Origin of the sequence: Mannheimia sp. ZY171111 (genome assembly GCF_017750945.1) — a bacterium.
Taxonomy (GTDB): domain Bacteria; phylum Pseudomonadota; class Gammaproteobacteria; order Enterobacterales; family Pasteurellaceae; genus Mannheimia; species Mannheimia pernigra.
In genome coordinates, this window is record NZ_CP046532.1 from 1,867,821 (window position 1) to 1,889,804 (window position 21,984).

General features: G+C 38.5%; 20 protein-coding genes. 13 read left to right on the forward strand and 7 right to left on the reverse strand.

Features of this window, described 5'->3' with window-relative positions; all coding sequences use genetic code 11:
• The 9 genes from GM698_RS08905 (at nucleotide 1) to lptD (ending at nucleotide 9,728) form a co-directional block, all read left to right on the forward strand.
• A complete protein-coding gene (locus GM698_RS08905) occupies nucleotides 1-558 on the forward strand; it encodes a septation protein A (protein WP_209289300.1) in 558 nt (185 codons plus the stop codon).
• Nucleotides 548-1,003, forward strand: coding sequence for an acyl-CoA thioester hydrolase YciA (gene yciA / locus GM698_RS08910; RefSeq protein WP_176808705.1), 456 nt, complete (start codon nucleotides 548-550; stop codon nucleotides 1,001-1,003). Before GM698_RS08905 ends, yciA begins: the two co-directional genes overlap by 11 nt.
• Nucleotides 1,004-1,013: 10 nt before the next feature.
• On the forward strand, nucleotides 1,014-1,295 hold the full coding sequence (locus GM698_RS08915) for a YciI family protein (protein WP_159630509.1): 282 nt from the start codon (nucleotides 1,014-1,016) through the stop codon (nucleotides 1,293-1,295).
• An 82-nt stretch (nucleotides 1,296-1,377) separates the two neighbouring features.
• A complete protein-coding gene (gene glnE / locus GM698_RS08920) occupies nucleotides 1,378-4,269 on the forward strand; it encodes a bifunctional [glutamate--ammonia ligase]-adenylyl-L-tyrosine phosphorylase/[glutamate--ammonia-ligase] adenylyltransferase (protein ID WP_209289301.1) in 2,892 nt (963 codons plus the stop codon).
• A gap of 66 nt (nucleotides 4,270-4,335) precedes the next feature.
• Nucleotides 4,336-4,713 carry a YacL family protein gene (locus GM698_RS08925; RefSeq protein WP_176808702.1) on the forward strand — a complete coding sequence of 126 codons (378 nt, stop codon included), beginning with the start codon at nucleotides 4,336-4,338 and terminating at the stop codon, nucleotides 4,711-4,713.
• 92 nt (nucleotides 4,714-4,805) lie between these two features.
• Complete coding sequence (gene yihI / locus GM698_RS08930; RefSeq protein ID WP_209289302.1) at nucleotides 4,806-5,393, forward strand: Der GTPase-activating protein YihI; 588 nt, start codon at nucleotides 4,806-4,808, stop codon at nucleotides 5,391-5,393.
• Nucleotides 5,394-5,408: 15 nt separating this feature from the next.
• Nucleotides 5,409-5,876, forward strand: coding sequence for a DUF2489 domain-containing protein (locus tag GM698_RS08935; protein WP_176809042.1), 468 nt, complete (start codon nucleotides 5,409-5,411; stop codon nucleotides 5,874-5,876).
• On the forward strand, nucleotides 5,876-7,243 hold the full coding sequence (gene hemN / locus GM698_RS08940) for an oxygen-independent coproporphyrinogen III oxidase (protein ID WP_176812667.1): 1,368 nt from the start codon (nucleotides 5,876-5,878) through the stop codon (nucleotides 7,241-7,243). Before GM698_RS08935 ends, hemN begins: the two co-directional genes overlap by 1 nt.
• Before the next feature lie 151 nt (nucleotides 7,244-7,394).
• Complete coding sequence (gene lptD / locus GM698_RS08945; protein ID WP_209289303.1) at nucleotides 7,395-9,728, forward strand: LPS assembly protein LptD; 2,334 nt, start codon at nucleotides 7,395-7,397, stop codon at nucleotides 9,726-9,728.
• Between the two features lie 169 nt (nucleotides 9,729-9,897).
• On the opposite strand, the gene ppc is transcribed toward lptD, so the two are convergent.
• From ppc to trmJ, 5 genes are all read right to left on the reverse strand, one after another.
• Entirely contained in the window at nucleotides 9,898-12,537 is a 2,640-nt protein-coding gene (gene ppc / locus GM698_RS08950) for a phosphoenolpyruvate carboxylase (RefSeq protein ID WP_176812665.1), read from the reverse strand.
• A gap of 265 nt (nucleotides 12,538-12,802) precedes the next feature.
• Nucleotides 12,803-13,600, reverse strand: a complete 798-nt coding sequence (locus GM698_RS08955; RefSeq protein ID WP_209289304.1) for a YgcG family protein — start codon at nucleotides 13,598-13,600, stop codon at nucleotides 12,803-12,805.
• Entirely contained in the window at nucleotides 13,597-14,055 is a 459-nt protein-coding gene (locus tag GM698_RS08960) for a TPM domain-containing protein (RefSeq protein ID WP_209289305.1), read from the reverse strand. Before GM698_RS08960 ends, GM698_RS08955 begins: the two co-directional genes overlap by 4 nt.
• Nucleotides 14,056-14,135: 80 nt before the next feature.
• Entirely contained in the window at nucleotides 14,136-14,720 is a 585-nt protein-coding gene (locus GM698_RS08965; protein WP_159630483.1) for a LemA family protein, read from the reverse strand.
• A 115-nt stretch (nucleotides 14,721-14,835) separates the two neighbouring features.
• Nucleotides 14,836-15,552 carry a tRNA (cytosine(32)/uridine(32)-2'-O)-methyltransferase TrmJ gene (gene trmJ, locus GM698_RS08970; RefSeq protein ID WP_159630481.1) on the reverse strand — a complete coding sequence of 239 codons (717 nt, stop codon included), beginning with the start codon at nucleotides 15,550-15,552 and terminating at the stop codon, nucleotides 14,836-14,838.
• 210 nt (nucleotides 15,553-15,762) lie between these two features.
• On the opposite strand from trmJ, the gene pntA reads away from it, so the two are divergent.
• Both pntA and pntB read left to right on the forward strand, forming a co-directional pair.
• Nucleotides 15,763-17,304 carry a Re/Si-specific NAD(P)(+) transhydrogenase subunit alpha gene (gene pntA, locus GM698_RS08975; protein WP_176808694.1) on the forward strand — a complete coding sequence of 514 codons (1,542 nt, stop codon included), beginning with the start codon at nucleotides 15,763-15,765 and terminating at the stop codon, nucleotides 17,302-17,304.
• A 12-nt stretch (nucleotides 17,305-17,316) separates the two neighbouring features.
• Entirely contained in the window at nucleotides 17,317-18,765 is a 1,449-nt protein-coding gene (pntB, locus tag GM698_RS08980) for a Re/Si-specific NAD(P)(+) transhydrogenase subunit beta (RefSeq protein ID WP_209289306.1), read from the forward strand.
• A 71-nt stretch (nucleotides 18,766-18,836) separates the two neighbouring features.
• Here the strand turns inward: pntB and dcd are convergent, their stop codons facing one another.
• Both dcd and udk read right to left on the reverse strand, forming a co-directional pair.
• Complete coding sequence (gene dcd / locus GM698_RS08985) at nucleotides 18,837-19,418, reverse strand: dCTP deaminase (RefSeq protein ID WP_209289307.1); 582 nt, start codon at nucleotides 19,416-19,418, stop codon at nucleotides 18,837-18,839.
• A gap of 9 nt (nucleotides 19,419-19,427) precedes the next feature.
• Nucleotides 19,428-20,075 (reverse strand): uridine kinase, encoded by a 648-nt coding sequence (udk, locus tag GM698_RS08990; RefSeq protein ID WP_159630473.1) that lies wholly within the window; start codon nucleotides 20,073-20,075, stop codon nucleotides 19,428-19,430.
• A 96-nt stretch (nucleotides 20,076-20,171) separates the two neighbouring features.
• Here udk and GM698_RS08995 point away from each other — a divergent pair, with 96 nt between their 5' ends.
• Both GM698_RS08995 and GM698_RS09000 read left to right on the forward strand, forming a co-directional pair.
• Nucleotides 20,172-20,801, forward strand: a complete 630-nt coding sequence (locus GM698_RS08995; protein WP_209289308.1) for a LysE/ArgO family amino acid transporter — start codon at nucleotides 20,172-20,174, stop codon at nucleotides 20,799-20,801.
• A gap of 110 nt (nucleotides 20,802-20,911) precedes the next feature.
• The gene (locus GM698_RS09000) at nucleotides 20,912-21,964 is read left to right on the forward strand and encodes a rod shape-determining protein (RefSeq protein WP_176808691.1); all 1,053 of its coding nucleotides are present in this window, start codon (nucleotides 20,912-20,914) and stop codon (nucleotides 21,962-21,964) included.
• Nucleotides 21,965-21,984 lie beyond the last annotated feature (20 nt).

Here is a 21,984-nt window from a genome sequence, read left to right on the forward strand (position 1 = left end):
ATGAAACAGTTACTTGAATTTATTCCACTGATTCTGTTTTTTGTCGCTTATAAAATGGGTGGCATTCAAATAGCTTCTATTGTACTTGTGGTTGCTACTGTTGTGCAGATGATTACTTTAAAAGTGCTTTACGGCAAAATTGAAAAACAGCAAGTGATTATGGGCGGATCTGTAATTTTCTTCGGTTTACTGAGTGCTTATTTCAACGAAGTAAAATATCTGCAATGGAAAGTTACCATCGTGTATTCTCTTTTTGCGTTAGTTTTGTTAGTAAGCCAATTTGTGTTTAACGCTCCTCTGATAAAAAAATTATTAGGTAAAGAAATTCATTTGCCTGAGCAAGTTTGGAACAAAATCAACTTAGGCTGGGCAATTTTCTTTATTATTTGTATGTTGCTCAATATTTATATTAGCCAATATTTATCAGAAGATATTTGGGTTGACTTTAAATCCTTTGGTATTATTGGCTTAACTTTAATTGCAATAGTCATCACCAGTTTTGTACTTTACCCTTACCTTAAAAATGCTGAAAATCAGGACAAACAAAATGAAAAATAAACCCTATGAAAAAGCTCCCGAAGGTAAATTGATTTTAAGAACACTCGCAATGCCTTCAGACACCAATGCCAATGGCGATATTTTTGGTGGCTGGATTATGTCGCAAATGGATTTAGGTGGGGCAATTTTAGCGAAAGAATTAGCAAAAGGCAGAGTGGTTACGGTTACGGTTGATAAAATGATCTTCCATAGACCGATTTCTGTTGGTGATGTTGTCTGCTGCTATGGCAAACTTATGCACATAGGGCGTTCTTCTATGCAAGTGAAAGTAGAAGTGTTTATCAAACAAGTTTATGAAGGCACACGTGAACGTTTTCTAGTAACAGAAGCTTTATTTACCTATGTCGCTATTGATAAAGCAGGTAAACCTCGTGTGGTGCCGAGAGAGAATAATCCTGAATTAGACGAAGCTTTATCATTAATTACCTCAACTACAGTTGAGTAAGGAGAATAGTATGTATTATATCATTTTTGCGCAAGATAATCCGAATACGTTGGAAAAACGTTTAGAAGTGCGTCCTGCTCATTTAGCCCGTTTAGAAAAATTACAGGCGGAAGATCGTTTATTAATTGCAGGCCCTAACCCAACGGAAGAGGGGACAGGTGTAACAGGTTCTACGGTAATTGCAGAATTTAATTCGCTTGAAGACGCACAAAAATGGGCGAGCGAAGATCCGTACGTTGATGCGGGAGTTTATGGTGATGTAATTATTAAACCGTTTAAGAGAGTGTTTTAACAAGCGGTCAAATTTTACTTATTTTTTGTAAATTTTGTGGGGAAAGGTGTATGCCTTTCCTCACCCTTAAGAAGCTTATTTTATGCTCACCACGCTACTTTCGCAGTCTCAATTCGATTTACCAGCCGATTTGCAAAATTCAACGCAAATTCAACCGCTTGTTGTTGCTATAGCAATGTCTAATCTGTTTAAACAGACCGTACAAACACAACCCAATTTATTGGCACAGTGGATTAATTCGCCTCCAACACCAAATGATTGTAGCAATTATGCTGTTCGTTTAAATGAGCTTTTAGCAAAGGTTGAAGATGAAGAGCAACTTAGTCAAACATTGCGTTTATTTCGTTATTGTGAGTTGGCTCGGATTAGTTTTATTCAATCAAACAAACTTGCAACAGTGGAGTTTGTGTTTCAATGCTTATCTGATTTAGCCGAGAGCTTGATTTTGGCGGCTCGAGATTGGCTATTTGAAAAATGTTGCGCTGAATATGGCACACCAATTAATAGCTTAGGAGAAAAGCAGGAGCTGCTGATTTTAGGAATGGGAAAACTTGGTGGCGGAGAGCTAAATTTTTCTTCTGATATTGATCTCATTTTTACTTACCCCGATGTAGGCGAAACCGTAGGTGGGCGTAAACCGATTGAAAATAGTAAGTTCTTTACCAGGCTCGGACAGCGTTTAATTAAAGCTTTAGATGATATTACCGCTGATGGATTAGTGTATCGCACTGATATGCGGCTTCGCCCTTTTGGCGATAATGGTGCGTTAGTGCTCAGTTTTGCGGCAATGGAAGATTATTATCAAGAGCAAGGGCGAGATTGGGAACGCTATGCGATGATAAAAGCGAAAATTTTAGGTGAAGAGAGAGAAAATATTAACCATTGCTACTTAAAGCAGATGCTCAGACCCTTTATTTATCGTCGTTACTTAGATTTTTCAGCAATCCAATCGCTACGTGAAATGAAGCAAAAAATCAGCCGAGAGGTCGTTCGACGTAACTTAACCGATAATATAAAACTTGGTGCAGGCGGAATTCGGGAAGTTGAATTTATTGTGCAAACTTTCCAGATGGTTCGTGGTGGGCGAGATAAAATTTTACAAGAACGTAGTTTGTTAAAAGTACTTCCTCGCTTAAGCGAGCTTAATTTATTAACGCAGGCACAGGTAGAAAAACTGCACAATGCCTATATTTTTTATCGCCAAGTAGAGAATGTGCTACAAGCGATAGATGATAAACAAACGCAAACTTTACCGGTAGATTCTGACTATCAAGCTCGTCTGATCTTTGCTTGCCAAAGCTATTGGCAACAAGCCTTAAAGAGTGAAAATGCTATTTTTATAGAGCATTCTTTTAGTGATTGGGCTGGATTTTTAACCGTTTTAAATGGTTACCAACAAGAAGTTCGCCACATTTTTAATGAGTTGATCGGCGAGGAAGAAAGTGAAGACCAAAGCAGTCCATTAAATGAAAAATTAGCAGAATGGAAAGATATTTTAAATTATAGTATTTCGTATGAAGATTTATCTGCCGTACTCAAAGGCTATCCTCAAGTTGCAGAAAGCGATTATGAGGAGATTTTCCGTTATTTTTATACCACTTTTCAAGAGTGGGTGAAACGTCCAATCGGCTTACGTGGGCGAGAAGTGTTACGCAATTTAATGCCGAAAATAGCAGGCAGTCTTTTTGAGCGTGACGATTATTTGTTACTTTTACCTCGTTTGTTGAATATTGTAGATAAAATTACTACACGCACAACTTATCTTGAATTGATGGTAGAAAGGGAGCAGATCTTGCCCCAGCTTTTAACGCTATGCAGTAAATCGGTGATGATTGCGGAACAGATAGCTCGACATCCAATGCTACTTGATGAGCTTATGAGCCATAGAGGCTTAACCGACGTGCTGGCTTTTGAACAATATCAATTTGCCTTGCAGGATTATTTGATTCGCATTCCTGAAGAAGATGAAGAAGCGTTAATTGATGGTTTGCGTCAGTTTAAACAAACACAAATTTTACGAATTGCGGCAGCGGATATTTTAGGTGTATTGCCAGTAATGAAAATTAGCGATCACTTAACTTACCTTGCAGAAGCGATTATCAACTCGGTAGTCAATATAGCTTGGAAGCAAGTCAGCCAACGTTTTGGAAAACCAGAGCATTTAGAAGAGGATGAAAAAGGCTTTGCGGTTATTGGTTATGGCAAATTAGGTGGAATTGAACTCGGTTATAATTCAGATCTGGATCTTGTTTTTTTGCACAATGCCCCTGATGGCGGCCAGACCGTGGGGGGTAAAAAAGAGATTTCAAGTCATCAATTTTACTTAAAGTTAGCACAAAAAATCACTTCTATTTTTAGTCTTAACACCAGTACTGGCGTGCTTTATGACGTAGATATGCGACTTCGCCCTTCGGGTGAAGCAGGACTTTTAGTCAGTACGTTTAAAGCGTATGAACATTATCAAAAAAATGAGGCTTGGACGTGGGAGAGCCAAGCTTTAGTACGAGCAAGATGCGTATTTGGTGCAGCACATTTAAAGCAAGAGTTTGAACGCATTCGCCAAAGCTCCCTTGCATTACCTCGTACAAGCGGTCAATTACGTCAAGAAATTTGCAAAATGCGGGAGAAGATGTATCAGCATCTTAGCTTGCATTCAATCGATAAATTCCATATCAAAACTGATTTAGGCGGCATTACTGATATTGAATTTATCGCTCAATATTTGGTATTAGCTCACAGTAATGAAAAATCGGATATGGCGGTATGGTCTGATAATGTTCGTATTTTCGACAGTTCGGTTGAATGTGGCATTTTAAGTTTAAAAGAAAGCGAACAGCTCAAACATTGTTATACTTCACTTCGCAATCAAATTCACCATTTAAACTTACTCCGAAAAGACAGCGTGGTAGATACCAATGAATTTGTTGAAGAGAGGGCATTTGTGCGTGGAATGTGGCAAAGATTATTAAACTAAATGGTAAAATTTTTCCAAAAAATAACCGCTTGTTAGGCTATAATAGCGATTAAAAGGAGAATGTGTATGGAATATCAATTTACCCATAGTATTCACGGCGTTGTGGCAAAATGTTCAATGGATCACGAAGCATTTGCCCGCTGGTTGAATACGGAAATTACGGGCAATCCGAAAGAGCTAGAAGCTATTTTTGTTGAAATTGAAAAATGTAGAGCCGCTTTTCCTAATCATTATGAATGTATATTTGAAGGTCGTGAGTACAGCCTCTATTTTGATTATGATGAGGTGATGGCAAAAGCGAATAATTTAGATACCGCTTTTGACGAGAATGAAATGGAAGATGGCTTTCAATTTTATAATGAGGAAAGTATTGCTTTTTGTGGCTTAGATGATTTTGAAAAACTGTTAAAAGCCTACCAGTACTTTGTGCAAACTTATCATTGATGGGAATGCTGAATTAAAACGATACTATTAAGGGAACCTAATTCCCTGTAGAATAGTGATTTATTAAAATTTTATTAATCGATTAAAGAATTATGAGCCGTACTAAAAAAACACGCCGCATTACTGATATTATGCCAGCAAGAAAAGCCGATAAACCAGCGAAGCCAACACCTAAATTAGGTGGCGGCAAAAAATTGAAACTCACTCGTTATGAGTTAGATGTGTTAGCCCGTGAGGAAAAACGTAAACGTAAGCATAAGGGTTTGCCAACAGGTTCTCGTAATGTGGATTCTACAGAGCAGAAAAAAGCGGTAGTGAAAGAGGTAAAAGATCCACGTATTGGTAGTCGTAAAAAAGTGCCATTAATGGTGGAATTTGTAAATCAACCAGAGAAAGGGCGTACTATTAAGCCTGTGCCTGTAGAGGCGGTAAAACCAGTTCTTTCACCAGAGCAAGAGTTGGAGCAATTAGAAAATAACGAGTGTTTAAATCAATTATTAGATGATTTAGAAGCAGGTAAAACGTTATCTTCTGAAGATCAGAAATTTATGAATGAGTGTCTAGATCGTATCGATGAGTTGATGACGGAGCTTGGCATTGAATTTGAAAATGAAGAGAGTGATAACGGTGATGCGTTATTACGCCAATTCGAAACTATGGATATTAATAAATTCCGTTAATGGATAGCAATTATGATGCTAAAAATATTCTTGATTGTGCTTGCGGCCCTCATTTTGATTTCAATGGCAGGCTATGCTATTCACTTAATGATGAAAGTGAAGAGACAAAAAAGGCGTGAGCAAGCGTTGATTGAAAAAGCGAAACAATCACAAAAAGAGCGTTACCTTCGTATTTTAGAGAGCATTGATATTATTAGCAGAGCAATGATTTCTGAACAATGTGATCTTTCTGAAGGGGTTTTACGTTTAAAGCCATTATTAGATGTACTAGGCAAAAAATTAAGCTACTATAATGCGATGTGGTCGTTATATCAAGTGGTTGAAAATATGCCGATTTTAGAAGAACGCAAAAATTTAAAACGTAATGAACGAATGAAACTTGATTTAGAGCGAGAAGTAAAAGAAGCTGAGCTTGAAACAGAAATTAAAATCGAGAGTGAGCAATTATTAAAAAATGTGGAAGCAATGAGAAAGGCAGTCTAATGTCAGAAATTATTTGGGATTTAGCCCTTATCCAAAAATATAACCATTCAGGCCCTCGTTATACCTCTTATCCAACCGCATTGGAGTTTAACGAACATTATACTAATGATGATTTTATTGCGGCGGCAGCTCGTTATCCTGAGCGACCGCTTTCGCTATATGTGCATATTCCGTTTTGTCATAAGCTATGCTATTTCTGTGGCTGTAATAAGATAATTACCCGCCATCGCCATAAGGTTGAAATCTATTTAGATTATTTAGAGCGTGAAATTAAAACCCGTGCACCATTATTTACTCACCGTTTGGTGACGCAAATTCACTGGGGTGGCGGTACACCCACTTATTTAGATGAAGATCAATCAGCACGTCTGATGCAGATGTTACGATCTCATTTTGAAATTAGCGAAGATGCTGAAATTAGTATTGAGATGGACCCGCGTGAAATTGAACTGAATATGTTGGATCACCTTCAAGCTATCGGTTTTAACCGAATCAGTATGGGAATTCAAGATTTCGACAAAGAAGTTCAAGCTTTAGTCAATCGTGAGCAAGATGAAGAGTTTATTTTTGCTTTAATGAAACGAGCAAAGGAGTTAGGATTTATTTCCACGAATGTGGATTTAATTTATGGCTTGCCAAAGCAAAATGTAGAAAGTTTTATGTACACACTACAACGTGTGGTGGAACTAAATCCAGATCGTATGAGTGTGTTTAACTATGCACATTTGCCAAGTCGCTTTGCTGCTCAAGTGAAAATTAAAGAAGACTTATTGCCAGCAGCAGAAACAAAATTAACGATTTTACAAAAATCGATCGAATTTTTAGGTGAAAATGGCTATAAATTTATCGGTATGGATCATTTCGCTAAACCAAATGATGAATTAGCCATTGCCCAAGACAAAGGTATTTTACACCGTAATTTTCAAGGCTACACCACACAAGAAGAGTGCGATTTATTAGGCATAGGCGTTTCGGCAATTAGCTTATTGGGCGATACCTACGCCCAAAACCGCAAAGAGTTACAACAATATTATGCAGATATTGAAACCAACGGTATTGCGTTGCATAAAGGCATTGCCCTTACGCAAGATGACTGTATTCGTCGTGATGTGATTAAAGCCTTGATTTGTAACTTCAAATTAGATTTTGCAATCATTGAAACGCAGTACGGCATTGATTTTAATACTTATTTTGCTGAAGATTTTGCTTTCTTAAAACCGTTAGCTGAAGATGAATTATTAGTGATTAATGATGATGGTATTGTGGTGTTACCACGAGGACGTTTATTAATCCGCAACATTTGTTTATGTTTTGATGTTTATTCAAGACAATTAGCGAGAAGACAGCAGTTCTCCCGTATTATTTAATAAACAAGCGGTCATTTTTTTGTGAAAATTTGCAAAAAGCACCTACTTTACTTTGAACGTTGGCTTTACCCACGGCTAAGTGAGATGCCGTGTTGCAAGTGAAAAATCATTTAAAAAATGACCGCTTGTTCCCATTCAGAAAGGAAAAATAATGAAACAGCGTTATAGCTTACTTTCTTTTGCTGTAATAGCAGCTTGTTACAGCAATTATGCAGTGGCTGATTTAAAGCAACAATGTTTGCTTGGTGTACCTCAATTTAAAGGAGAAGTGGTTGAGGGCGATCAGCTTAAAATGCCTGTTACTATTGAATCAGATAGTGCTGCGATTAATCAGCCTCGTGATGCGACCTATACTGGTAACGTAACGATCAAACAGGGCAATCGTTCGATTTGGGCAGATCAAGTTCGAGTTGAACAAGATGGCGAAAATGCTCGTATGGCATATTTGCAAGGTAACTTTAATTATCAAGATAATTTGATTCAAGCCACAGGAACGGATGCCAGCATTTATCTTTTATCAAAAGATGCGAGATTAAGTAATGCGAACTATCAATTAGTAGGCAGACAAGGTCGAGGTACAGCGGAATATGGTGAGTTTGGTAACAATAAACGTACGCTAAAAAATGCGAGTTTTACCTCTTGTTTACCAGATGATAATGCTTGGAAAATTGAAGCTAATGAGATGATTCAATATGTGGAAGAGGAATACGCAGAAATGTGGCACGCTCGTTTTAAAGTGCTTGGCGTGCCTGTTTTTTATTCGCCTTACCTGCAATTCCCGATTGGCGATCGCCGTCGCTCAGGTTTACTCGTTCCAAGTTTTGAGCGTTCAAATAAAAACGGTTGGACTTATTCACAACCATTTTATTGGAATATTGCATCGAATATGGATGCAACTATTACACCAACATATTACTCTCGTCGTGGCTGGCAAATTAGTCCAGCGTTTCGCTATTTAAGCCGAATGGGTCAAGGCTTAGTCGCAACAGAGTATATGGCAAAGGATAGTTTAACTGAATACCAGCCAGAAAATAATGATCGTAAGCGTTATTTACTTCATTGGCGTCATATAATCGATTTATTAACGAATTGGCGTTTCTCTGTAGATTATACCAAAGTAAGTGATAGGCGTTATTTCTCTGATTTTGATTCTGCTTATGGTAGAAGTACAGATGGTTATGCAACTCAGAATTTTACATTAGGGTATTATCTGCCAAACTATAATTTGTCGATTTCAGGAAAAAAATTCCAAACGTTTGATGAATTAAATATTGCACCTTACCGTGTGCTTCCACAAGTTGACTTTAACTACTATAAGCATAATGTCATTAAAGATGGTAATGTGACATTTTTCGCTCAAGCAGCTCGTTTTGAAAATAATAGTAAACTTATGCCAAAAGCGTGGCGTTTCCATGCTGAGCCAGCGTTGAGTTTCCCATTAGCTAATCGCTATGGTAGTTTGAATTCAGAAACAAAGTTGTATGCAACGCACTATTTGCAAACTAAAGGGAGTGAAAGCACGGAGGATGTTAAGAAGCGTGTAAGCCGTGTAATCCCTCAAATTAAATTAGATTTCAAAACTATTTTAGAATCAGATAAACCGTTTTTCTCTGGCTTTAATCAAACGGTTGAGCCAAGATTGCAATATATTTACCGTCCATATAAAGACCAAAGTGGTATTGGCTCTAAAGACCAGAGAAGTGTGAGTTTAGGTTATGATTCCGCTATGTTGCAAAATGATTATTTCTCGCTGTTTAACGATCGTCGCTATAGTGGTTTAGATCGAATTTCTTCGGCAAATTTAATTACAGCTGGTGGAACAACTCGATTCTTTAATAATGAAACGGCTGAAGAAGTGTTTAACTTGAGTGTCGGTCAAACATATTATTTAAGCCCATCAAAAATTGGCGATACATCAGATAACAGCATTGCAAAACGTTCTTCTTCATGGGCTGCGGAATCTAACTGGAAGTTCCATAAAAAATGGAACTGGCATGGTAGTTATCAATACGACACCCGCTTAAACCAAACTGCTTTGGCGAATATGTCATTACAACATAAGCCTCAATTAGATAAATTGATTCAGCTTAACTATCGTTATGCAAGCAAGGATTACATCAATCAAAACTTAAATACGAATAGATATGATCAATCTATCAAACAAGTTGGTGCAGTATTGGGCTGGGCGGTCACGGATAAAGTGTCAGTAATGACGAGCTATTATCATGATCTTGCATTGAAGAAACCTGTTGAAGGGCAATTTTCTTTAAATTATAACACTTGCTGTTGGGCTGCGAATGTGTATGTTGCTCGCCGTTTAGTATCAACACCAGTTGGTTTGCCTGATACCATTAATAATTTCTACTACGATAATAAATTTGGCATTAACTTTGAGTTACGCTTTGGCACAAACTATAGTAACGGTGTTTCAAGAATGTTAAAACGTGGAATAATTCCTTACACCGAGCCTTACGGTATTAACTAAGTAAAAAGAGAGAAAAGCGATCTGCTCCCCAAAAGTTGGACTAAATAACCCGCTGATTAAGGCGCAGATTTTTTTATGGTTAAATATAATCAATCTTTCAAACTACAAGCGGTCGGATTTAGTCAGAATTTTGCAGATTTTTGACTAAATCAGACCGCTTGTCATATAACTAACCGGTATTACGCATACCAGCTGCGATACCTGTGATCGTAATCATTAGAGCTTGTTCTAATTCAGGATCGGCATTTTCCCCTTGACTACGAATACGGTGTAAAAGTTCCACCTGGAGTAAGTTAAGCGGGTCAGTATAAACATTACGCAGTGCGATAGATTCGGCAATCCAAGGCAGATCTGCCATTAATTGACCGTCGTGAGCAAGTGCTAATACGGTTTTAAGATCAGCTTGTAATTGTGTACGAAGCATATTACCTAAACGGTGCAGGTTTGGATCGACTAAGCGTTGATCGTAATATTCAGCTAACCAAACATCAGCTTTACTAAAGACCATTTCTAGCATTCCGATACGCGTTGAGAAGAATGGCCATTCGTTACACATCTCTTTTAACAGCTTTTCATTGCCATCATTAATCAGTTGTTGCAATGCTTGTCCTGCGCCTAACCAAGCAGGAAGCATTAAGCGGTTTTGCATCCAAGCAAAAATCCAAGGAATAGCTCTTAAACTTTCTACGCCGCCTTTAGGATTACGTTTTGCAGGGCGTGAGCCAAGCGGTAAGCGAGAGAGTTCTTGCTCTGGGGTCGCCGCTCGGAAATAAGGTACGAAATCTTCCTCGCCACGCACCATATTACGGTAAATTTGACAAGAAATATTAGACGCTTTGGCTAATACATCTCGCCATTCTTGTTTTGGCTCAGGCGGTGGGAAAATATTAGCTTCTAAAATAGCACTAGCGTAAAGTTCTAAACTTTCAAGTGCAACCGCAGGCAAGCCTAATTTAAAGCGAATCATCTCACCTTGTTCGGTTACTCGTAAACCATTTTTGAGTGATCGAGGAGGTTGAGAGAGTAGGGCTGCGTGAGCTGGGGCGCCGCCACGTCCAATCGTTCCGCCTCGACCGTGAAACAGTGTAAGCTCAATATTGTATTTCTCACATAAATTGACCAGTGCTTCTTGTGCGCGATATTGTGCCCAGCCTGCGGCTAACATACCCGCATCTTTTGCAGAATCTGAGTAGCCTATCATAATCATCTGGTAATTATTAATCACACCACGATACCAACCAATATTAAATAAATCGGTCATCACTTTTTCACTGTGATCCAAATCCCCTAATGTTTCAAACAACGGAGCAACTGGAATGGTAAATTTACAGCCTGCTTCTTTCAATAGAAGATGGACAGCTAAGACATCCGATGCTTCACGTGCCATTGAAATGACATAAGCAGAAATTACACCTTGTGGCTGTTCAGCGACAATTTTACAAGTATCTAACACTTCTTTTGTTTCGGCACTTGGTGTCCAATTATGTGGAATAAGCGGACGACGAGAGTTTAGCTCACGCACTAAGAAAGCCTGTTTATCATCTTCTGTCCAATGCGAATAATCGCCTAATCCGATATAGCGAGTAATTTCTGCAATCGCCATTTCGTGACGGGTGCTTTCTTGGCGGATATCTAAACGAGATAGATTTAAACCAAAGCAACTTATGCGACGTAAACAGTCTAATAATGCACCATTTGCAATAATTCGCATACCACAAGCTTGTAGAGATTCATAGCAGTCAAATAGAGGCTGCCAAAGTTGATCGTCTGACGTTAAAATATCATCTTCATCGATGGTAGAAATTCTATCTTCTAAGAGTTCTGCATAATAAATTTCAGTATTGGCTAATTTTTGGCGTAACTCTTTTAACACGACACGATAAGGTTCTAAATGATCGCCATATTTAGTACGAAATTCAGGTGTACATTGTGTAATAGATAATTCTTCGTTGAGATGTTTAATATCTGCTAAGAATAACTCTGCGGCTTTCCAACGATTCATTCTTAATACGTGGCGAGTAGTTTCAGCTGTCACAAATGGGTTGCCATCACGGTCGCCACCCATCCAAGAGGAAAATCGAACAGGTGCTAGGCTTACTGGATATTGCACATTGAAATGTTTCTCTAAATAAAAATTAAGCTGGCGACAGAACTCAGGTACAGCCGTCCATAAGCTATTTTCAATCACTGCCATACCGCCTTTTGCTTCATCAATAGGCGTAGGACGTTGAGTTCTGATCTCATTAGTATGCCACGCAAGAGCGATAAGCTGCATTAAACGGCGTTTAATTTTATAGCTCTCCGATTCGGTTAAATCATCGTGTTCTAACAAGTCTAAACATTTATTAATTTCAACGTGCTTATGCCCTAAGGAGCGACGAGTTACTTCTGTTGGATGGGCGGTTAAAACTAAATCAATCAGCAGGCTTTCAACGGTTTTAATTACTTTTTCAACTGGAATATTTTGCGATTTTAAGCGAAGAAAAAGTGAATCTAATGAACGGCTTCCTAATAATTTATTGGTATGATGGCGTGAAACCGTTTGATGTTGTTCAGCAATATTAGTGAGGTTTAAAAAATGGCTAAAAGCACGAGCAACAGGCAGAACATCATCATTAGAAATATTGGCTAATTTGTCTAATAATTGCTCACGGGCAGTTTCATCGCCAGAGCGAGAGTCTCTGGATAACACACGAATACTCTCAATTAAATCAAGAATATAATCGCCTTGAGCATCACGGATAGTTTGACCTAAGAAGTCACCTAATATCTGAATGTTATTGTGTATACTGGAATATTGCTGACTCATAAAAATTTCCTATTATTAATATAAATTAAACTAATTCTAAATATGCCTAAAATAGGTAGAAATAGCAAATATATTTAATTAAAAATTTGGATTAAATGATAAAAATTTGTTGTTTTATCTTAGTGCTTGCTTGGCGAAGCAATTTAACATTACAACCAATGGGCATTTTTAAATATGGGTATAATGCAAGCGGTCTAATTTCCTAAATATTTTGCCAAAGCAAGCATTCTCAAAATTTGACCGCTTGAATGTGAGTTTGGAGAAATTACCAGCTTCCGCCAGCACCACCACCGCCTGATGAACCGCCCCCAAAACTATCGCCACTGCCGAAGCTGCTGCCAAACCCTCCTGAATGTCTGCCGAAACCACCATTTCTATGTTGGCTTTCTCTTAACACTCTTCCTAGTTGATCCATTGAGCTTGGGCTAATGTAGGTATGATTGCGTGGGCGGAATATGAGGAAAATCACCATTGCGGCAAACAGGAAGAAAAATAGCCCATCAAATTCTTGTGCTTCGTTCTCGTCGCTGGCGTAAGGTGAATATTCGTCGTTAATGGCTGCCATAATGGCGGATAATCCGCGAGCAATTCCAGCAGCATATTGCTCTTGCTTGAAAAATGGCGTGATTTCATTACGGATAATGCTTGATGCGATAGCATCAGGTAACGCACCTTCTAAACCTCTCCCTGTCGCAATAAAGAGCTTGCGGTCGTTTTTGGCAATCAGTAACAAAATACCATTGTTTTCGTTATTTTGGCTACGCCCAATTCCCCATTTGTTGAATAATGTGTGAGCATAGGTAGAAACGGCTTCTCCTTCTGTGCTTGGCACAATCACTACTGCAATTTGTGAGCTGGTGTTGGCTCGGTTTGCAATTAACGCATCTTCCAAGATTCGCCATTCTTGCTGGCTTAGCGTATTTTTTGTGTAATCCGTAATGTAATAAAACGGATCGGGTGGATCAGGGTAGGTTACCGCCACTGCATTTATGCTAAATGCTGTCAGTAGAATAAATAACAAGCGGTTGAATTGGGTAAAAATGTTGCAAATGGATTTCATCATTTAATCACCACCTCATTAGACAGCTCGTTTTTATCATCTTCTTGATAAGGAAAATAGTAGGCTAAAGGCTCTTCCACACTTTTAATAGCGTCATAAATGGCTTGAGTATAATGTTGGTTTTGGCAATGAATGCACATTGCCTGATAAATTTTTTGCCAGAAATCATCCCCCACTTTTTGATGAATGCCTTCATCGCCAATGACCGCAACATAATGGGGTTTAAATGAGAGATAAATCAGCACTCCATTACGCTGTGCGGTCTCTCGCATATTCAATTCATCAAACAGTTGATTTGCTCGCACAATAGCAGCATTTTGCATCTTCTTGATTTTGGCTTTTCGCTCTACCACAACACGCAATTCTGCAGAAGTATGCTGCTCTAAATGAGTGATAGCCTGTTTGATAAGATGAGTATCAATAGGCAATTGATTAGAAAGAAAAGAAAGTAGTCCCATTTCGTCCCCTTAAAAATAAAGCAATAAGCACCGAATTTAAAAGCGCTTATTGCTTTAAAATATAGCTAAATTAATATCACTTAGTTAAAGTTTACTGTTGGTGCTTTATCTGAACCCGCTTCAGATTTGAATTGTGGTTTGGTTTTAAATCCCATCATCATCGCGGCTAATTTAGTTGGGAACTCACGCACCTTTTTGTTGTATTCTTTCACTTTTTCATTAAAGTTATTACGTTCAACATTAATGCGGTTTTCAGTACCTTCTAATTGTGCTTGAAGATTTAAAAATGCATCGTGAGCTTTTAATTCAGGGTATCTTTCTACTGAAACTAATAAACGAGATAGCGCTGAGTTTACGCCTTGTTGAGCTTCTTGGAATTTTGCCATTTGCTCTTCGGTGGCATTGCTTGGATCAATTGTTACAGCGGTTGCTTTTGCACGAGCTTCAATCACAGAAGTTAATGTTTCTTTCTCAAAGTTAGCTTGACCTTTTACTGTGTTGACTAAGTTCGGAATTAAATCAGCACGGCGTTGGTAAGCTGATTCCACATTCCCCCATACAGAGTTAATGTCTTCTTCCGCACGCATTAATTCGTTATATTTTGTTAATGAATAACCACCCACTGCAAGCACTGCGATCAATAAAATCCAAAAAATCTTTTTCATTATTAAGTCCTATAAAATAAAAGAGTGTGAAAAATTATACACATTGTATAGAGAAAAAACCAAGATAGCTAGATGACTGACCAATTTTAATCTTCATAAACTTTATACGGCTTATTTAGTTTGCTTTTTCAACGGCGGTTAGCATTCCTCTTAGTAAATTTACTTCATTCGTTTCCAATTCTGCTCGCTGATATAATCGGCGAAGTTTCAGCATAACCGCTTCATTGCGGATAAAACCTAATTTTTTATATAACCGCTCGGTGTGAGCAAAAAAATGCTCTAACGCTTCTGCTGTAGGATATTCTTTTGCCTCTACAAGCGGTTGTTTTTCTGCTGTTTTTTGCAAATACGCCATACGGATTTCGTAGCTTGCTAGTTGTACCGCCATTGCTAAATTGAGTGAGCCGTAATCAGGATTAGTCGGGAAATTGAGGTGATATTGGCATTTCAGCAACTCTTCATTAGTTAGCCCAACACGTTCTCGCCCAAATACTATCGCAACTTTACCAACGCTGACTCGGTTTATCACTAATTCACCACAATCTCTTGGTTCAACTAAGGTATTTTGTAAATGACGGAGTCTGGCACTGGTGCCAATAACGAGTTGGCAATCTGCAATCGCATCATCAAACGTAGCATAAGTTTGGGCGTTATCTAATACCTCTTTTGCGCCCGCGGCAAGCGATCTGGCTTGTTCATCAATAGGCTGTTTGGGTGAGACTAAACGTAAATGAGATAAACCCATTGTTTTCATTGCACGTGCAGCAGAGCCTATGTTGGCTGGGAGTGAGGGTTCGACTAGAATAATCTGAATGTGATTGAAAATTTTCATTGGATTGTGTCTTTTTTGGTTAAATCTTTCTTACGCGAACAGTTTATCAAAATTTTTGTTAGCTTAAAATTTGAAAAAACATCAAATAATCCTTTTAAATAGTAAGATTTTTTTACAAATTTACTCTATTTAGTGGTACATTTAACGTGTTTTTAACTTGAGCCGGCTATTTATTTAGCTTTGAATAATAACAACCATACAGGAGTCTTTATGCTTATTGGTATACCAAAAGAGCTGCTAGACGGTGAAACTCGTGTGGCGGCAACGCCTAAAACCGTTGAGCAGATTAAAAAATTAGGCTTTGATGTCCTCATTGAACAAAATGCAGGCTTTAAGGCGAGCTTTGAAGACAATGCATTTTTAAATGCAGGTGCAAATATCGGCACTCAACAAGACGTTTGGAACTCAGACATTATCTTTAAAGTTAATGCACCAACAGAGTCTGAAATTGAATTAATTAAAGAAGGTGCCACCTTAGTGAGCTTTATTTGGCCTGCACAAAATCCAGAATTAATGGAAAAATTGCAGTCTAAAAAAATCAATGTACTCGCAATGGATGCTGTACCACGTATTTCTCGTGCACAAGCATTAGATGCGTTAAGTTCAATGGCAAATATTTCAGGTTATCGTGCAGTAATTGAAGCCGCTAATTCATTTGGTAGTTTCTTCACAGGTCAAATTACCGCTGCAGGTAAAGTGCCGCCAGCAAAAGTACTGGTGATTGGTGCGGGAGTAGCAGGTTTGGCCGCAATTGGTGCAGCAAATAGTTTAGGTGCTATTGTACGAGCTTTTGACTCTCGCCCAGAAGTAAAAGAACAAGTTCAATCAATGGGGGCTGACTTCTTAGAAATTGATTTTGAAGAAGAAGGTGGCTCGGGTGATGGCTACGCAAAAGTGATGTCGGAAGAGTTCAACCGCCGTGCAATGGAGCTTTATGCAGCTCAAGCAAAAGAAGTGGATATTATCATTACCACTGCGGCTATTCCAGGCAAACCAGCACCTCGCTTAATCACAAAAGAAATGGTGGATTCAATGAAGCCAGGTTCGGTGATTGTAGATTTAGCCGCTGCAACGGGTGGTAACTGCGAATATACCAAAGCAGGTGAAGTTGTAGTGACAGATAACCAAGTGAAAGTGATCGGTTATACTGACTTCCCAGCGCGCTTGCCAACGCAATCTTCCCAACTTTACGGCACTAATTTAGTGAATTTGTTGAAATTATTAGCACCGAATAAAGATGGCCAAATTGAGATTAATTTTGATGATGTGGTGCTACGCGGTGTAACGGTTGTGCGTGAGGGCGAATTAACGTGGCCAGCTCCACCAATTCAGGTTTCAGCTCAACCACAAAAACAAACGGCAGCGTCACAACAAGCGGTCAAAAAAGAGGAAAAATCTGTAAATCCTCGTGTGAAATATGGCGTAATGGCAGGCGTGGGGGCGTTATTTTTATGGATTTCTTCTGTTGCTCCAGCGGCATTTTTATCGCATTTTACCGTGTTTGTACTCGCTTGCGTGGTAGGTTATTATGTCGTTTGGAACGTAAGTCACGCATTACACACGCCACTTATGGCAGTAACTAATGCGATTTCAGGTATTATCATCGTGGGGGCGGTATTACAAATTGCTCAACCAGTGGGTAATTTCTTTATTGATATTTTAGCCTTTATTGCGATTTTAGTTGCCAGCATCAACATTTTTGGTGGCTTTAAAGTTACGCAACGAATGCTAGCAATGTTTAGAAAAGGTTAAGGAGAACGAACTATGTCTTTTGGATTTGTTACTGCCGCATATATTATTGCCACGCTTCTCTTTATTATGAGTCTGGCGGGGCTTTCTAAACACGAAACGGCAAAAGCAGGTTGCTGGTACGGTATTGTTGGTATGGGAATTGCATTAGTCGCGACAATTTTTGGACCTCAATCTCACGGTACCATTTGGATTTTAATTGCAATGGCTGCAGGTGGGTTCATCGGTGTTAAAAAAGCAATTAAAGTAGAAATGACGGAAATGCCTGAGCTTGTGGCTATTCTTCATAGTTTTGTAGGTTTAGCCGCGGTATTAGTTGGTTTTAATAGCTATGGTTTACATACTGAAACCCTAATGCCAGCAAATTTAGATACAGCAGCACAAGCCGCATTTTTAGCAGAACAAGCAACGCTTACTAACATTCATAATGTGGAAGTGTTCTTAGGAATTTTCATTGGTGCGGTAACCTTCTCGGGGTCATTAGTGGCTTTTGGGAAATTAAGCGGTAAATTGTTTGGGCGTAAAGTTTCTTCTGCAGCGTTAAATATTCCGCATAAACACAAATGGAATTTAGCAGCGATTGTTGTTTCGATCTTCCTAATGATTGTCTTTTTAAATCATCCAGAAAATATTTTCCCTGTGTTAATTATGACAGTCATTGCCTTAGCATTCGGCTGGCATTTAGTATCCTCAATTGGTGGGGCAGATATGCCTGTTGTGGTATCAATGCTGAATTCTTATTCAGGTTGGGCAGCAGCTGCAGCAGGTTTTATGCTGAGCAACGATTTATTAATCGTAACAGGTGCGTTGGTTGGTTCTTCTGGTGCAATCCTTTCTTACATTATGTGTAAAGCGATGAATCGTTCATTTATCAGTGTCATTGCTGGCGGTTTTGGTAATGACGTTCAATCTGGTTCAGGCGATACTGAATATGGCGAACATCGTGAAACTAACGCAGAAGAAGTGGCAGAAATGTTGAAAAATGCAAGCTCTGTTATCATCACTCCAGGCTACGGTATGGCTGTAGCACAAGCACAATATCCAGTAGCAGAAATTACAGCAAAATTACGTGAAAAAGGTGTGAATGTCCGTTTTGGTATTCATCCTGTGGCAGGGCGTTTACCAGGTCATATGAACGTGTTATTAGCAGAAGCAAAAGTACCTTATGATGTGGTGTTAGAAATGGATGAAATCAATGATGATTTTAAAGATACTGATGTTGTATTGGTGATTGGTGCAAATGATACCGTAAATCCAGCTGCATTAGATGATCCATCTAGCCCAATTGCAGGAATGCCAGTACTTGAAGTATGGAAAGCACAGAATGTTGTTGTATTTAAACGCTCAATGGCAGTAGGTTATGCTGGTGTGCAAAATCCACTCTTCTTTAAAGAGAACACCCAAATGTTGTTTGGTGATGCGAAAGAACGAGTAGATGATATTTTAAGAGCACTAAATAGCTAGAAATGAAAAAAGCGAACATTTTGGGATGAAACATCAAAAATGTTCGCTTTTTTATTACAAATAAAGCACGCTTAATCTTGATTGATCCGACTAAAAATAGCACTTTGTTGATTTTTATATTTTGCGTCTTTACGTGCATTATATGGTTTTTGAGCTTCTCCACTTAATACTTCAAAACTTAATGCACCAATAGCCATATTAGGGCGTAGAGCAAGGGGTAGTTTGCCTGCATTGAAAAATTCTAAGACGATTTTCCCTTCCCAGCCTGGATCGATTCGGTGAGCAGTAACGTGAACCATTAAGCCCAATCTTGCTAGCGAAGAACGCCCATCTAACCAACCAACAATATTTGCAGGTAAGGTAACCGATTCAAGTGTGGTTGCAAGAGCTAACTCTCCAGGGTGTAAGAAAAAAGCTTCGTCATCACTGATGATAATTTCATCACTCATCACGTTATTTAACTGAGCGGTAACTTCTTCACGAGGGCCGCTTAAATCAATATAAGGCGTATTATGTTCACGAAAGACTCGGAATGAACTACCCAGGCGAACATCGGCTGTGGCTCCTGAGATCTTTTCGTCAGAAGGACGAGGGGTAATCGTGATGATGCCTTTATCTAAATAATCTTTAATATCTTTGTCACATAAACGCATATTGAATTCCTATTTGAGTAATTGCTTAATTTGTGCTTTTAGAATATCAATGGCAATACGATTTTTACCGCCTTTGGGCACGATAATATCAGCATATTGCTTGGAAGGTTCGATAAATTGCAAGAACATTGGGCGAACGGTTTTACGATATTGGCTAATAACGGATTCCATTGATCTTCCTCGCTCAACCATATCTCGTCGTAAACGGCGGATAAAGCAAATATCTAATGGAGCGTCAACGAAGATTGATACATTGAGCTGATTGCGGATGTTTTCATCGGTAAGGAGCAAAATGCCCTCTAAAATAATGATTTTTTTCGGCTCGAAGTGTTGAGTAGTGGTTTTACGATTATGCTCAGTATAGTCATATTCGGGGATTTCGATTGCTTCTCCCTGTTTTAATTGGCATAGATGGTGAACTAATAAATGATGATCCATTGAATTAGGGTGATCGTAGTTGGTTTTGATTCGTTCTTCCATTGTTAAATGGGATTGATCTCGATAATAAGCATCTTCGGAAATAATACCGATATTATCCGTTCCTAATTCATATTGTAGTTCTTTATATATTGTTGAGGCAATCAGGCTTTTCCCTGATGCAGAAGCTCCCGCAATAGCAATTACAACACAAGATGGTTGCGAGACAGTATCATTCATAAAATTTTCCTTCAGCTAGAATATTGCGTGAATTATACCTAATTTTTGCAAAATTTTCTGTATAATCGACCGCTTGTAGTTTATTTAGGAGACAAAATGAATATTTTTATTCAAGGTTTTATTGTTTGTTTTGGGCTGATTGTATCAATCGGGGCACAAAATGCCTTTGTGCTAAAACAAGGGATACTCAAACAACACGTTTTTGGGGTTATTCTTATCTGCTTTTTAGGCGATGTATTTCTAATGACTATCGGCGTATTAGGATTAGGCACATTGATTTCAGAATTACCGATTGTTAGTTTAGTTATCTCTCTCTTAGGTGCAATTTTTCTATTTACTTATGGAAGTCGCTCATTTATTAGCGTATTTAAAAGCGGAGATTATCTTGTTGCATGTGGTGAAAATGCTTCAAGCCTGCAAAAAGCCTTAATGGTTACCTTGGCGATTACATTTTTAAATCCTCATGTTTATATTGACACCGTTGTGATTGTAGGCAGCATTGGTGGAAAATTAGATTTTAGTGGCAAGATGTATTTCTTAGCGGGAGCATTACTTTGTTCATTTTTGTGGTTTTTTGGATTAGGCTACGGGGCAAGATTACTTTCTTCTTATTTTGCTAAGCGTAGAACTTGGCAAATTTTAGATGCAATCACGGGATTGATTATGTATTTCATCGCTTTTAGTTTGCTGATTTATGCTTATCAACTTATAAAGCAAATTTTCTAACAGCCCAAATTTTTCATTGCTGAATACTGCTATTTTTTGCTATATTAGCGGCAATATTTGCACAAATATAGTGCCTTATTTATTTAATAATTTTATTGACGGATTCTTTTATGTTTAAAAAATTTTTAGGATTATTCTCAAATGATCTTTCTATCGATCTCGGCACAGCCAATACCTTAGTTTATGTTAAAGGGCAGGGGATTGTCTTAGATGAGCCTTCGGTAGTTGCGGTTAGGCAAGATCGTATGGGATCGGTAAAAAGCATTGCTGCAGTAGGAACTCACGCAAAATTAATGCTAGGTCGTACACCAAAAAGTATTATGGCAATCCGTCCAATGAAAGATGGTGTTATTGCAGATTTCTTTGTAACAGAAAAAATGTTGCAACACTTTATCAAACAAGTGCATAGCAATAACTTTATGCGTCCAAGCCCACGTGTATTAGTTTGTGTGCCAGCGGGAGCAACTCAAGTAGAACGTCGTGCAATTAAAGAATCAGCTATTGGGGCTGGTGCTCGTGAAGTATATTTGATTGAAGAGCCAATGGCAGCTGCTATTGGGGCAGGTTTACCTGTTCACGAAGCAATGGGATCGATGGTGATTGATATTGGTGGTGGTACAACTGAAGTTGCGGTATTGTCTTTAAATGGTATTGTTTATTCGACTTCTGTGCGTATTGGTGGTGATAAATTAGATGAAGCAATTATTGCTTATGTTCGTCGCCATTTTGGATCTGCAATCGGTGAAGCCACTGCTGAGCGTATTAAACAAGAAATTGCAACAGCTAAAATTGAATCTGATGATGATATTAAAATAATGGAAGTTCATGGTCATAATTTAGCAGAAGGTGCACCACGTACTTTTGAGTTGAATTCAAAACATATATTAGAAGCAATTGAACAACCCTTAAATGGTATTGTTGAAGCAGTTAAAGCTGTATTAGAGCAATGTCCACCAGAATTAGCTGCTGATATTTTTGAACGTGGTATGGTACTAACGGGGGGCGGAGCATTATTACATAACTTAGATCGCCTACTGTCTGATTCAACCGGTGTTCAAGTGGTTGTTGCAGAAGATCCATTAACTTGTGTAGCTCGTGGTGGTGGTAAAGCACTAGAAATGATAGATATGCACGGTGGAGACGTATTTAGTCCAGATGAATAATCCTCGCTTTTCTTGCTAAG

Coding starts and splice junctions, on each gene's coding strand:
- GM698_RS08905 (WP_209289300.1), top strand. CDS start 1: ATGAAACAGTTACTTGAATTTATTCCACTGATTCTGTTTTTTGTCGCT.
- yciA (WP_176808705.1), top strand. CDS start 548: ATGAAAAATAAACCCTATGAAAAAGCTCCCGAAGGTAAATTGATTTTA.
- GM698_RS08915 (WP_159630509.1), top strand. CDS start 1,014: ATGTATTATATCATTTTTGCGCAAGATAATCCGAATACGTTGGAAAAA.
- glnE (WP_209289301.1), top strand. CDS start 1,378: ATGCTCACCACGCTACTTTCGCAGTCTCAATTCGATTTACCAGCCGAT.
- GM698_RS08925 (WP_176808702.1), top strand. CDS start 4,336: ATGGAATATCAATTTACCCATAGTATTCACGGCGTTGTGGCAAAATGT.
- yihI (WP_209289302.1), top strand. CDS start 4,806: ATGAGCCGTACTAAAAAAACACGCCGCATTACTGATATTATGCCAGCA.
- GM698_RS08935 (WP_176809042.1), top strand. CDS start 5,409: ATGCTAAAAATATTCTTGATTGTGCTTGCGGCCCTCATTTTGATTTCA.
- hemN (WP_176812667.1), top strand. CDS start 5,876: ATGTCAGAAATTATTTGGGATTTAGCCCTTATCCAAAAATATAACCAT.
- lptD (WP_209289303.1), top strand. CDS start 7,395: ATGAAACAGCGTTATAGCTTACTTTCTTTTGCTGTAATAGCAGCTTGT.
- ppc (WP_176812665.1), bottom strand. CDS start 12,537: ATGAGTCAGCAATATTCCAGTATACACAATAACATTCAGATATTAGGT.
- GM698_RS08955 (WP_209289304.1), bottom strand. CDS start 13,600: ATGATGAAATCCATTTGCAACATTTTTACCCAATTCAACCGCTTGTTA.
- GM698_RS08960 (WP_209289305.1), bottom strand. CDS start 14,055: ATGGGACTACTTTCTTTTCTTTCTAATCAATTGCCTATTGATACTCAT.
- GM698_RS08965 (WP_159630483.1), bottom strand. CDS start 14,720: ATGAAAAAGATTTTTTGGATTTTATTGATCGCAGTGCTTGCAGTGGGT.
- trmJ (WP_159630481.1), bottom strand. CDS start 15,552: ATGAAAATTTTCAATCACATTCAGATTATTCTAGTCGAACCCTCACTC.
- pntA (WP_176808694.1), top strand. CDS start 15,763: ATGCTTATTGGTATACCAAAAGAGCTGCTAGACGGTGAAACTCGTGTG.
- pntB (WP_209289306.1), top strand. CDS start 17,317: ATGTCTTTTGGATTTGTTACTGCCGCATATATTATTGCCACGCTTCTC.
- dcd (WP_209289307.1), bottom strand. CDS start 19,418: ATGCGTTTATGTGACAAAGATATTAAAGATTATTTAGATAAAGGCATC.
- udk (WP_159630473.1), bottom strand. CDS start 20,075: ATGAATGATACTGTCTCGCAACCATCTTGTGTTGTAATTGCTATTGCG.
- GM698_RS08995 (WP_209289308.1), top strand. CDS start 20,172: ATGAATATTTTTATTCAAGGTTTTATTGTTTGTTTTGGGCTGATTGTA.
- GM698_RS09000 (WP_176808691.1), top strand. CDS start 20,912: ATGTTTAAAAAATTTTTAGGATTATTCTCAAATGATCTTTCTATCGAT.